The 13,337-nt window shown below is 32.0% G+C and carries 12 protein-coding genes; 8 read left to right on the forward strand and 4 right to left on the reverse strand.

Going from position 1 to position 13,337, the window contains the following annotated elements; genetic code table 11:
* The first annotated feature begins 33 nt into the window (after positions 1–33).
* Entirely contained in the window at positions 34–888 is an 855-nt protein-coding gene (accD, locus tag G4L40_RS09585) for an acetyl-CoA carboxylase, carboxyltransferase subunit beta (protein WP_166236979.1), read from the forward strand.
* Positions 889–942: 54 nt separating this feature from the next.
* Here the strand turns inward: accD and G4L40_RS09590 are convergent, their stop codons facing one another.
* The 3 genes from G4L40_RS09590 to G4L40_RS09600 all read right to left on the reverse strand — a co-directional run bounded on the left by G4L40_RS09590 (position 943) and on the right by G4L40_RS09600 (position 5,064).
* Positions 943–3,141: a TonB-dependent receptor plug domain-containing protein gene (locus G4L40_RS09590; RefSeq protein ID WP_166236980.1), complete on the reverse strand. Its 2,199-nt coding sequence runs from the start codon at positions 3,139–3,141 to the stop codon at positions 943–945.
* 96 nt (positions 3,142–3,237) lie between these two features.
* Positions 3,238–3,771 (reverse strand): hypothetical protein, encoded by a 534-nt coding sequence (locus G4L40_RS09595; protein WP_166236981.1) that lies wholly within the window; start codon positions 3,769–3,771, stop codon positions 3,238–3,240.
* 42 nt (positions 3,772–3,813) lie between these two features.
* Positions 3,814–5,064, reverse strand: a complete 1,251-nt coding sequence (locus G4L40_RS09600; RefSeq protein WP_166236982.1) for an ABC transporter permease — start codon at positions 5,062–5,064, stop codon at positions 3,814–3,816.
* A 40-nt stretch (positions 5,065–5,104) separates the two neighbouring features.
* Between G4L40_RS09600 and G4L40_RS09605 the strand changes: the two genes are divergently transcribed.
* The 7 genes from G4L40_RS09605 (at position 5,105) to rodA (ending at position 12,720) form a co-directional block, all read left to right on the forward strand.
* Positions 5,105–5,368 (forward strand): hypothetical protein, encoded by a 264-nt coding sequence (locus G4L40_RS09605; protein WP_166236983.1) that lies wholly within the window; start codon positions 5,105–5,107, stop codon positions 5,366–5,368.
* A 113-nt stretch (positions 5,369–5,481) separates the two neighbouring features.
* Entirely contained in the window at positions 5,482–7,014 is a 1,533-nt protein-coding gene (purH, locus tag G4L40_RS09610) for a bifunctional phosphoribosylaminoimidazolecarboxamide formyltransferase/IMP cyclohydrolase (RefSeq protein ID WP_166236984.1), read from the forward strand.
* 143 nt (positions 7,015–7,157) lie between these two features.
* Positions 7,158–8,186, forward strand: a complete 1,029-nt coding sequence (locus G4L40_RS09615) for a rod shape-determining protein (RefSeq protein WP_166236985.1) — start codon at positions 7,158–7,160, stop codon at positions 8,184–8,186.
* 10 nt (positions 8,187–8,196) lie between these two features.
* Positions 8,197–9,027: a rod shape-determining protein MreC gene (gene mreC / locus G4L40_RS09620; protein WP_166236986.1), complete on the forward strand. Its 831-nt coding sequence runs from the start codon at positions 8,197–8,199 to the stop codon at positions 9,025–9,027.
* The gene (locus G4L40_RS09625) at positions 9,028–9,531 is read left to right on the forward strand and encodes a rod shape-determining protein MreD (protein WP_166236987.1); all 504 of its coding nucleotides are present in this window, start codon (positions 9,028–9,030) and stop codon (positions 9,529–9,531) included.
* On the forward strand, positions 9,528–11,462 hold the full coding sequence (gene mrdA / locus G4L40_RS09630) for a penicillin-binding protein 2 (protein WP_166236988.1): 1,935 nt from the start codon (positions 9,528–9,530) through the stop codon (positions 11,460–11,462). Before G4L40_RS09625 ends, mrdA begins: the two co-directional genes overlap by 4 nt.
* A 1-nt stretch (position 11,463) precedes the next feature.
* On the forward strand, positions 11,464–12,720 hold the full coding sequence (gene rodA, locus G4L40_RS09635) for a rod shape-determining protein RodA (protein WP_166236989.1): 1,257 nt from the start codon (positions 11,464–11,466) through the stop codon (positions 12,718–12,720).
* 32 nt (positions 12,721–12,752) lie between these two features.
* Here the strand turns inward: rodA and G4L40_RS09640 are convergent, their stop codons facing one another.
* Entirely contained in the window at positions 12,753–13,217 is a 465-nt protein-coding gene (locus G4L40_RS09640; protein WP_166236990.1) for a hypothetical protein, read from the reverse strand.
* Positions 13,218–13,337: the final 120 nt, after the last annotated feature.

The raw sequence follows: 13,337 nt of genomic DNA on the forward strand, positions 1-13,337 counted from the left end.
TCCAACTTCTAACTTCTAACTTTTAACTTAATTATGGCTTGGTTTAAAAGAAAAGAAAAAGGAATCACAACCGCTACTGAGGACAAAAAAGATGTTCCAAAAGGTTTATGGTATAAATCGCCAACAGGAAAAATCATTGACCAAGATGAATTGGCAAGAAATCTATGGGTAAGCCCAGAAGATGATTATCATGTAAGAATTGGTAGTAAAGAATATTTCGAAATTTTATTCGACAATAACGAGTTTACAGAACTTGATGCCAAACTAACATCAAAAGACCCATTGAAATTTGAAGACACTAAAAAATATAGTGATCGTTTAAAAGATGTAATGGATAAAACAAAACTAAAAGATGCAATTAGAACTGGAGTTGGAAAATCGAAAGGGAAAGATTTAGTTGTTTCTTGTATGGATTTCGCTTTCATTGGTGGTTCTATGGGTGCTGTTGTGGGTGAAAAAATTGTCAGAGCAATTGATTATTCTATCAAGCATAAAGTTCCATTTGTTTTGATTTCTAAATCTGGTGGAGCTCGTATGATGGAAGCTGCTTATTCATTAATGCAATTAGCAAAAACCTCAGCAAAATTAGCACAACTAGCAGAAGCAAAAATTCCATACATTTCATTATGTACAGATCCTACGACTGGTGGAACAACTGCTTCTTATGCAATGCTTGGCGATATTAACATTGGAGAACCAGGCGCTTTAATTGGTTTTGCTGGACCTCGTGTTGTAAAAGATACAACTGGTAAAGATTTGCCAGAAGGATTTCAAACTTCAGAATTTTTATTAGAGCATGGGTTTTTAGATTTTATCACACCAAGAAAAGAACTAAAAGACAAAATCAACCTATACATTGATTTAATTCAAAATCAAGAAATTAGATAATAAAAAATCCCGTTAGCAAAACTAACGGGATTTTTGTTTTTAACTCATTTGAAATTAAAAATTATACTTCAATCCACCATAAATATTTCTACCAGGAGCATTTATTCCTGAAGCAAAAACACGGTATTGTGTGTCTAAAATATTTTCAACTCCTGCAAAAAGAGTCGCTCCTTTATACACGTTGAAACCTGCTTTAAAATTATAGGTTTCCCAAGCTGGCATTCCTCCTACTGGTGCATATTGTGCATTATCTTCTCCACTGGTTGAATAATCGCTAGCATCTTTTTTACCATTATACAACATATAAGCTTCAAAATTTGCCCATTTTTTTGAATATACAAAACCAATTTTTCCAAAATAAGGAGAAATATGGTCTAATGGCGACTGGTTTCCGTTTTCAACTACTCTACCTAATGTATAATTGAAATTCGCATTGAAAATTAAATCGTGTAGCAACACAGCGCTAAAATTTGTTGACAATCCAGTAATGAAGGCTTTTCCTTTATTTTGGTTTGCAAAAACTTGACTTGTTGCTCCGTCATAAACAATCGTACTTTGTCCGTTAAATAAAAATTCGTCAGTTACAATAGCATCATATAATCTTGTATAGAAATATGTGTTCTCAAACTTAATTTTTTTAGAATCGGATTGAATTGCAAATCCAAAATCGGCAGTAATTGTTTTTTCTGGTCTTAAATCTTCATTTGGAACAATTATCGTTCCTGCCGCAGATTCAAATATTTTTGCTAAATCATCAATATTTGGTGCTCTAAATCCAGAAGCTAAATTGGCTTTAATTGTAAAATTATTTGAAGTTTGGTGCACAATTCCTAATGTTCCACTGTAGGTAAAATTACCTTGGGAAATACTTGAAAATGGTAATGGAAAAAACGTATCGTCCGCAATTGTACTTTTCAAAGTAGTGTATCCAATTCTAGCACCCGCATTCCAAATCGTCTTTTCAGACATTTTTTCGTTATATGAAACATATAAATCATTTCGCATCATGTTGTTGTCTCCATTTGGATATCTTGTATCTAAATCAGTTCTAACACCCGTGTTGATATTATTAGCATACGCAGAAGATTTCAAAGTTTCAAAATAGGATTCAAAGCCGTAAAACAATTCGCCTTTGGTGAACTTTTTATCCAAATCAATTCCCACTGAATACATGTTTACATTTTCTTCTCTGTTTTGCAAATTATAATTGCCAAATCTTCTATTATGACGACTTTCTTGTGCGTTTTGAAAAGCCACATTCACTTTTAAATCACTTCCTAAAACGGCTTTTTCTTTACTCAACGAGTATATTCCTAAAACGCGCTGTTGTGGTCCATAATACCATTCTGCATGTCTTAATCCGCTTCCAGCTGTTTCTGTTAATCTATCATAACGATCAATATCTGAAGAAGTTGAAAATTGTAAGTTTAATCCGTGTTCAAAACCTGATGTAGTTTTATAAGCAAACTTTTGTAAAAAATTATATTGCTTATACGCCGAACCAACCTGTGTATATTTATCGTCGTTTACATTCAACTGGTCAACACCATTTACTGTAGTAACATAATTAGGTCTTTCGCCAAAATAATTACCATTATGATTTTTTTGTTTTCCCATTCTTAAATCACCAAAATCATTAAACGATAAAATAGATAATGAAGCAAAGTTTGTTGTAGCATAATTAAAAGTAAGCGCAACCGATTTTTCTTCATTAGCAGAGCTATATCTTGTGTTGATGCCGCCAGTAAATTTATTTTTAGCATCACCTAAAAATTTTGCGCGTTTAGTTGTCATTGCAACGGTTCCTCCTAAAGCATCACTTCCAAATAAAGTAGAAGTTGGACCATAAAAAATCCCGACATTTTCTAACATACTTTCATCAACTGTGATTACATTTTGAAGATGTCCTGCTCTAAATATTAGATTATTCATTCTTACGCCATCGACTAAAAGCAATACGCGACTTGCTTCAAAACCTCTAATTGCAGGACTTCCTCCACCTTGCTGCGATTTTTGAACAAAAAGTGAGCCCGAATTTGACAGCATTTCTGCCGTACTTTGAAAATTTTGAAAATCAATTTGCTTCGCCGAAACAGTAACAACTTGATTGGGTAATTTTGAATAATTGCTTGGTAGTTTATTTGAAACCACTACCTCTATTAATTCATCTGTTGCTTTAATTGTATCTTGTTTGGTTTGTGAAAATCCTAAAACAGGAAACAAAAGCAAAAAGTATTTTGTATAATTTTTCATTTTACTATTTTTTACCTCATGTGTATATGTGTTCGATTGAGTAAACTGAATTTACCCAATGGAACATTCTAAAACTTTGTATTTAATTTATAAAGTTTAAACGTTTTCTGGAGGCGGTAAAGAAATAGTAAAAGAAATAGACTTATAATATATTTTTGGAGTTGTATTTTTTATCGTTGGAACCCAAACATGAAATGGTTCCCATGAAAATACGTCCTGAAAATATATTGATTTGTAAAAATTTACAATTTGTTCTTTTTTATCTTTCGAAGGCGCGTCTGATTGAAAAGCACCAACTAATAATTTTGACAATTGTTTGCTTAATTTGGTCTCTTCATGATCCCACCAGCACCAATATTGAATAGAATCTTTTGTGGCTTTTCGCTCAACAATATCATACATTTCGCCATTATATTCAAATTCTTTGGAATGCTTCCACTTTAACTTGTCATGACTTTCTTTTGTCGAAAATTTTAAAAGCACCAATTCGTTTTTATCAATTCCAGCAATCATTTTCCATTTTACTTCCTTTCTAACCATAGTTTTCCTGTGCTGTAACCAAGTATAAGTTACAACCGCTGGAGCTATCAATAAAAATAGCAAAAAAATACTGCTAATTTGTTTTTTCAATTTGGAAATAAATGAACTCCAAAGATAATAAAAAACTACAAGTTACATGCCGCTACGAATTGCTTCAACTGGGTCAAGTTTTGAAGCGGTAATTGCTGGAATAATTCCGGAAATCAAGCCAATAAAAGCCGCCAAACCAGAGCCTAACAACATGTTTGAAGTACTCAGTACAAATTCAAAATCTAAAGCATTAGATAACACAATAGCAATTATCCAAACTAAAAACATTCCGATTAATCCACCAATTAATGATAATATAACAGCTTCAAATAAAAACTGAAATAATATAAATTTGTTTTTAGCCCCTAATGCTTTTTGAATTCCAATTAAGTTGGTTCGCTCTTTTACAGAAACGAACATAATGTTAGCAATACCAAAACCTCCGACTAAAAGAGAAAATGCGCTAATAGCCCAACCAATCATGTTCATTTGGCCAACGATATTGTCGATAAAATCGGTGAAGCCCGAAAGCACATTCATGAAAAAATTATCAATTTCACCAGTTTTCACACCTCTATGAACTCTTAATTTTTGAGCTAATTCTGCCTTAAATTCTTCAATATCGATTCCTTTTTCGGGTTTTATTAAAATTGCGGGAGTTAACATATCATTGTTATCACCATACATTCTTCTTAAAAAATTTACAGGAAAAAATACGGCTACATCATTACTATCTCCAAAAGTTCCTTGCCCTTGTTTTTTCAAAACACCAATTACAGTGAACTTTTGCCCATATAAACGCACTTTTTTTCCAATTGGGTCGCTATTTTCAAACAAACCTGTTGCTACTTCACTTCCAATTACGATAACTGGGCTTCCTGAATTAGATTCTGATTCATTAAACAATCGACCTTTATCAATTTTTACAGGTTCAATATCAAAAAATTCGTTGGTTGAAGGCTTTACACGAATTGAATTAACGGTTTTTGATTCATATTTAATATTTTCATTACGCGTAAAAAGGTTAAACGACATTTTATCAATTCCGTTTACGTTTCTTCTTAAATGTTCGTATTCTTCATAAGTTACATCAGGAAATTGCTCACGTTTCCATCGAGGCACATCAGACGGACCAAAAGAAAAACGCATTAAATAAACCGTATTCATATCCATATCACTCAAGTCTTCCTTGATTTTTTTATCCATAGAATCTACTGCAGCCAACACCGCAATAATGGAAAAAATACCAATAGTTACACCTAACAACGACAAAAGCGTACGCAATTTATTGTTGCGCAAAGCATTGATGGCAAAACTAAAACTCTCCGAAAGTAATCGTAAATATAAAAGCATAATACTGAGCTATTACTAATAAGTAGAGTAATGAGGGAAAATGTTACAGTTAGAGGGAATTTATTTATATTTGAAGAAAAAAAAAGAAAAAAAAACAATGCTAAATGAAAATCTAATTTTAAGCATTCTATTTGGTCTAGCCGCCATTCTGTATCACCGAATTCATAAATGGTGGTTATCAGGTCGTGATAAAAATCCAATTTTTCTCAAATTAGAAACAAATACGAAATCATTTGAGAATTGGGTTATCATTATTTTTTTAGCAATTACTTCTTTAGGCTTTTTGATAAAATCAATAATCTAATTTAAAAAAATATAAAACAATAAAGTTTGACTATTTTAAGAAGTATACCTACTTTTGCACCACGAAAACAACAACACTTATCTGAGACTATTCAGATACAACAACACAACACCATGAACACAACAAAAAAAATTGCTTCGGCATTGATTTCTGTATTTGACAAAAACGGTTTAGAACCTATTGTTAAAGCGCTTCACCAAAACAATGTAACCATTTATTCTACTGGCGGAACCGAAACTTTTATTAAAGATTTAGGTATTCCTGTTGTCGCTGTAGAAGATATTACAGCTTTCCCTGAAATTTTAGGCGGAAGAGTAAAAACCTTACATCCAAAAATCTTCGGTGGTATTTTAAACCGTCAAGATCATGCTGGTGATGTGGAACAAATGAAAGAATTCAACATTCCGCAAATCGATTTAGTGATTGTGGATTTGTATCCGTTTGAAAAAACCGTTGCTTCAGGCGCTAGCGAACAAGATATTATCGAGAAAATCGACATAGGTGGAATTTCATTAATTAGAGCCGCTGCTAAAAATTTCAAAGACACTGTAATTGTTCCTTCTGTAGAGCAATATGCACCATTTTTGAATTTCTATACTGAAAATAACGGGGCTACTACTTTAGAAAACAGAAAGTTATTAGCTTCAAGAGCTTTTAATGTTTCTTCACATTATGATTCGGCGATATTCAACTACTTCAACCAAGTTTTTGAAGAACCAGTTTTGAAAATCAGCGAGCAAAACGGAAATGTTTTACGTTATGGTGAAAATCCTCACCAAAAAGGATTTTTCTATGGCGATTTTGACAAAATGTTTACCAAAGTTCACGGAAAAGAATTGTCATACAACAATTTATTAGACGTTGATGCGGCGGTGAATTTAATGAACGAATTCAAAAACGACAATCCAACTTTTGCCATTTTAAAACACAATAACGCTTGTGGTTTAGCAACTAGAAATACAATGAAAGAAGCATTTTTAGATGCTTTAGCAGGTGACCCAACTTCGGCTTTTGGAGGTGTTTTAATTGCGAATGGAAAAATTGATGTTGCTACAGCTAACGAAATCAACCAATTGTTCTGCGAAGTAGTAATTGCTCCGTCTTATGACCAAGAAGCAATTGATATTTTAGAGGAAAAGAAAAACAGAATTATCTTAATTTTAAACGACGTTGAGTTGCCACAAACAACTGTAAGAACTTGTTTAAACGGAGTTTTAGTTCAAGATAAAGACAATGTTACCGATTCAAAAGACCATTTAAAAACAGTTACAACGGCTGTTCCTACAGAAGAAGAAATCGAAGATTTATTATTCGCTTCAAAAATTTGTAAACACACAAAATCGAACACAATTGTATTTGCAAAAAATAAACAATTATGTGCTTCAGGAACTGGACAAACTTCAAGAGTTGACGCTTTACGTCATGCGATTGAAAAAGCAACTTCATTTGAATTTGATTTAACTGGAGCAGTTATGGCAAGTGACGCTTTCTTTCCTTTCCCAGACTGTGTAGAAATTGCAAATAAAGCAGGAATTACGGCTGTAATTCAGCCAGGAGGTTCTATAAAAGACGAATTAAGCATCAATTATTGTAATGCTAATAATATGGCGATGGTGTTCACGGGAATTCGTCATTTCAAACATTAAAATTCCACTTACAAAATATATTTCACAAGCGCATTAAAATATTTTATTTAATGCGCTTTTTATTTGTATTTATTCCAGATTATTTTTATAATTTTGCGAGTTGAATACAATTATACAAAAAACGCTAAACCCTTATCAAACTTATGGGATTTTTTGATTTCATGACCGAGGATATCGCAATCGACCTTGGTACCGCAAATACTCTAATCATTCACAACGATAAAGTCGTGATTGATAGTCCATCTATCGTTGCAAGAGACCGAATTACTGGCAAAATTATTGCTGTAGGTAAAGAGGCCAACATGATGCAAGGTAAAACGCATGAAAACATCAAGACCATTCGTCCTTTGAAAGATGGTGTTATTGCTGATTTTGATGCATCGGAACAAATGATAAAAATGTTTATCAAAAGTATTCCTGCATTAAAGAAGAAATTGTTTACACCTGCGCTTCGCATGGTTATTTGTATTCCTTCAGGTATCACAGAAGTGGAAATGCGTGCCGTAAAAGAATCGGCTGAGCGTGTTAATGGAAAAGAAGTGTATTTGATTCACGAACCTATGGCAGCAGCAATAGGTATCGGTGTAGATATTATGCAACCAAAAGGAAACATGATTGTTGATATAGGTGGTGGAACAACAGAAATTGCAGTTATAGCTCTTGGAGGAATTGTTTGCGACAAATCGGTTAAAATTGCCGGTGACGTTTTCACAAATGATATCATTTACTACATGAGAACGCAACACAACTTATTTGTAGGAGAAACAACCGCTGAAAAAATAAAAATTCAAATTGGAGCTGCTATGGAAGAATTAGACAATGCTCCTGAAGACATGTCAGTTCAAGGTAGAGATTTGCTTACAGGCAAACCAAAACAAGTTGATGTTTCGTATAGAGAAATAGCAAAAGCATTAGACAAATCTATTCAACGCGTTGAAGATGCTGTAATGGAAACATTATCTCAAACACCGCCAGAATTAGCAGCCGATATTTATAATACAGGTATTTATCTTGCAGGTGGTGGTTCAATGTTGAGAGGTTTAGATAAAAGAATTTCATTAAAAACAGATTTACCAGTATATATTGCAGAAGACCCTTTAAGAGCTGTAGTGAGAGGAACAGGGATGGCTCTAAAAAACATCAACAAGTACAAAGGAATACTGATTAAATAAAAAATAATCCATGCAGCAAATAATTAATTTTATCATAAAAAACAGCTATCGATTGCTGTTTTTGCTGCTTTTGGGCATATCGCTCACACTTACCATAAAATCACACTCCTATCACAGAAGCGAATATGTAAATTCTGCCAATAGTATTACAGGTGCTGTGTATAAAAAAGTAAATGAAGTCAACGAATATCTGAGTCTTAAAGAAAAAAATAAAGATTTAGCTTCAGAAAACGCCTTACTTAAAGAATTGTTATTTAATAAAAAAGACACTTTAATTACTTCAAAAACGCTTTTTAGAAACGACCTAAACAATTATAAAGTTATGGTAGGCAAAGTCGTGAAAAATTCTTTTAACGTCAGAGAAAATTATATCACCATAAATGCTGGAAGTGATAAAGGCTTAAAAACTGATATGGGTGTAATTAACGATAAAGGTATTGTTGGAATTGTAGAAAAAACATCGGCAAATTATGCAACCATACAAAGTGTTTTAAACATCAAATCAAAGATTAATGCCAAATTAAAAAATTCAAATCATTTTGGCTCATTAGTCTGGGACGGAAGAAATGTTGGATATGCACAATTAATTGACGTCCCTCGTTTGGCTTCATTAAGAAAAGGCGATTCAATTGTAACAGGTGGAAATTCAGATATTTTCCCTGAAAATATTCCTATTGGAAAAATAGATAAGATTTTCATAGATCGTAAAACAAATTATTATACAATTAATATTCGATTATTTAATGATATGACATCTTTAGGCTATGTATATGTCATAGAAAACAAAAAGAAAAAAGAAAAACAACAATTAGAAGCAATAACAACAGCACCAAAAAAATAAGTGAACAATAGCGTATTAAATAGCATTCGATTTATCGTTTTTTTATCATTACAAGTTTTGATATTTAACAACATCAACTTGTTTGGATACTTAAACCCATATCCGTATGTTTTATTTATTCTTTTGTATCCAGTGAATAGCAACAAAAGTGTTTTATTACTTGGAAGTTTTGCTCTCGGTATTTTATTGGATATGTTTTGCAATTCTGGAGGAATTCACACTACGGCATCTTTAATTTTAGCCTTCATTAGACCGACACTATTTAAATTTTCTTTTGGACTAAGTTATGAATACCAAACGGTCAAAATAGCAGATAAAATTTCACCAGAAAGAATTACGCTTTTATTATTAGCTATTTTCATTCATCACTTTATATTATTTTATTTAGAGTATTTTAGAATAGGATTGCTTTTTACAATTCTTTCTCGAACATTATTAAGCACACTTTTTACTTTTACCATTTGCTTGCTCATAATCTATTTAATTAAGCCAAATAAACGATGAGAAAAATTGTATTACCAGCCGTAATTATTATAAGTTCAATTATTTTAATTGCGCGTATATTTTACTTACAGGTAATTGATGAATCGTTAAAACTAAAATCTGAAAATAATGCTATTAAAAAGATTTTTGATTTTCCAGAACGAGGCTATATTTATGATAGAAACGGTAAACTTTTAGTAGCAAACCAACCTTCATATGACATTATGGTGGTCCCAAGAGAGATAAAAAAAATTGACACCATAGAATTTTGCAAGCTACTTCATATTTCAAAAGCAGATTTTATTAAAAAAATAGAAAAAGCAAAAGTATATAGTCCTATGCTTCCTTCCGTTTTTTTAGCGCAATTAAACAAAGCAGAATATGCAGCTTTTCAAGAAAAAGAGCGAAAGTTTGAAGGTTTCTATGCTCAAAAAAGAGCACTACGCGATTATCAAGTAAAAGATTGCGCCAATATTTTTGGATTCATCACGCAAGTAAACGATGCAATTTTAGAAAAAAACCCATATTATAACAGTGGTGATTTAATTGGAAAACAAGGGGTTGAACAAGAATACGAAGAAATCCTTAGAGGAATTAAAGGTGTAAAATATTTATTAAGAGACAAACACAACAAAATAATTGGCCCTTATAAAGAAGGTCAATTTGATACAATTGCTCAACAAGGAAAAGACTTAACACTTACCATTGATCACGAAATTCAGAAATATGGCACAGAATTAATGGTAAATAAAAGAGGGGGAATTGTTGCCATTGAGCCTAAAACTGGTGAAATTTTAGCCTTAGTTTCTGCTCCAACCTATGATCCTGCAATGCTAGTAGGTCGTCAGCGGTCAAAAAACTATACTGCTTTATATCAAGATTCTATTGCCAAACCACTTTATGATAGAGGTTTACAAGCTACCTATCCGCCTGGTTCTCCGTTTAAAATTGTGACTGGACTTATAGGTTTACAAGAACAAGTTATAGATGAACAAACAGTGGTTTATTGTAATCATGGTGGCTATTTTGGTCGATTTATTAAATGTCATTGTGGTCAACATACGCTGGTACTAAACAATGGTATCTACAAATCATGCAATACCTACTTTGAAACAGCTTTTAAACGTTCAATTGATAAATACAAAATACCATCACAAAGTATTGACGTATGGTCAAAACATGTTAAAAGTTTTGGGCTAGGACAATTTCTAGGGACTGATATGCCAATTGGAGCTAAAGGATTAGTTCCAACTTCAAAAACATACAAAAGAGCATATCCAAATGGAGGATGGAGAAGCAATACCATTATTTCAAATTCAATTGGTCAAGGAGAAATATTAACTTCACCTATTCAACTTGCTAATATGATGGCTGTAGTGGCAAATAGAGGCTATTATTACACACCACATATCGTAAAAAAAATAAAAGGTCAAGCGTTAGATGAAAAATATACTACTAAACATTATTCAACTATTGATAAAAAATATTTTCCACCTGTCATCCAAGGATTAGCAGATGTTTATAATGTAGGTACAGCCTACAATTTAAAAGTTGAAGGTTTAGAAATCTGCGGAAAAACAGGTACAGCTGAAAACAAAATTAGAGTCGCTGGAAAAACTTATCAACTAAAAGACCATTCCATTTTTGTAGCATTTGCACCTAGAGAAAATCCTACCATAGCAATCGCTGTTTTTGTTGAAAATGGATATTGGGGAAATAGATGGGCTGGACCAATTGCAACATTAATGATCGAAAAATATGTAAATGGGAAAATTTCTAGAACTGATTTAGAAAACACAATGCTAAATGGAAGTTTATTACCCGAATACAACAAAATAGAAAACATAATATACCAGCGATTTCCAGAGAGAACATCGGAGAAAGCAAATGATTCTATTGCAAAAAGAGAAATACAAATAGGAGAAGCAAAAAAAGAAGAAGAAACAAACTAAAATGAGAAATCAAAGCATCGGATCAAGCATTGACTGGATTACCTTATTACTTTATATAGCTTTAGTAATTATGGGATGGATGACTATTTATTCTGCTTCACTACCATTAGAAGAAACATCAATTTTTGATTTATCTCAAATTTATGGAAGACAAATGCTTTTTATTGGGCTAACAATTCCTATTATTTTTATTATCTTATTTACAGAAGCTAAGCTTTTTGAACGATTTTCCTTTGTGTTTTATGGCATTGGAATAGTTTTATTATTAGGATTATTTGTTTTTGGAAAAACTATTAAAGGACAAACCAATTGGTATCAATTTGGCGGATTTGGTTTTCAACCTTCAGAATTTGTAAAGACTGCTACTGCCTTACTTTTGGCAAAATATTTGAGCTATTCGCAAATCAATTTAAAACACACAAAAGACCAACTAATAGGACTAGCAATAGTTGGATTACCCGTCTTCTTGATACTTTTACAACCTGATGCTGGTAGTGCAATGATTTTTATTTCTTTAATTTTTGTTCTAAACAGAGAAGGTTTACCTAGTTGGTATTTTATATCTGGAATTATTGCAATAGCTTTATTTTTCTTATCTCTTTTAATTCAGCCACTATATATTATTATTGCAATTTTAATAATAATGATAGTTCATTATGTTTTAAATCGAAAAATATCAAGGAATCCAATTGTATATGGCTTAATTTATTTGGTAATTGTTGCCTTTTCATTTTCTGTAAATTATGTTTATAATAACGTTTTAGAATCACATCAAAAAGACCGAATAAACGTTCTTATTGGAGATGATGTCGACATGAAAAAAGAAGGCTACAACTTAAACCAATCAATGATTGCAATTGGTTCAGGAGGATTGCTTGGAAAAGGATATCTTGAAGGAACGCAAACCAAAGGAGGATTTGTACCCGAACAACACACAGATTACATTTTTACTACGGTAGGAGAAGAATGGGGGTTTTTTGGTTCAACATTAGTAATTTTATTGTTTGTAACTCTTTTCTTGCGCATAATTTATCTGGCTGAAAACCAAAAAACAAAATTCAGTAGAGTTTATGGTTATTGTGTAGCAACTTACTTATTTACACACTTTTTTGTAAATATTGCAATGCTTATTAAACTATTCCCTACTATTGGAGTACCATTGCCGTTCTTTTCTTATGGAGGTTCGAGTTTATGGGCATTTACAATATTATTATTCATTTTCATCAAGCTTGACGCTAATAAGGTAAACGAATGGTAACAAAAAATCCCGAAAAACGGGATTTAATTGTACTAGTTTAGTTTGTCTAATTTATTTTGTGCTTTTTCAAGATCTAATTGAAGTTCTAAAAATTTATTTTCTTGTTTAAGGATTTTTTCTCTCCATTTTAATTCATCTTCTGTAGATAATTTCCCTTTACGTTTTAACTTTTCAAATTTTTCTTTATCTTTTTCTAGATCATTTTTAGCATCTTTGATTTTCTCCTTTGCCTTTTCAACACGAGCAACTGCTTTTTCTCTTTGTGCTTTTTCTTTTTCAATTTTTTTTAGCTCTTTTTCAGCTTTTTTCTGTTCCCTTTCAGCTGCTTTTTTTTCTTTTTCAGCCTTATCCAATTCTTTCAGGCGTTCTTTTTCTAGCTTTTGTTCTGTCTTAAGAATTTCTTCTTTTTCCTTTAATTTATTTTTTTCAATCAATACTTTTTCAGTAGCGGTACTTAAGGTGTCTTTTACTTTCTCTTGCGCAAAACTAAATTGCATTACAAACAAAACAATTATAGGGATTATTTTTGTCTTCATCTTTTCAAATTATTAAATTACTTTTACAAAGATAACAAAAACTAAGCCACGATAGATTATGAGAAAATTCATTTGTTTAAA

Source organism: Flavobacterium celericrescens (assembly GCF_011392075.1).
Taxonomy (GTDB): domain Bacteria; phylum Bacteroidota; class Bacteroidia; order Flavobacteriales; family Flavobacteriaceae; genus Flavobacterium; species Flavobacterium celericrescens.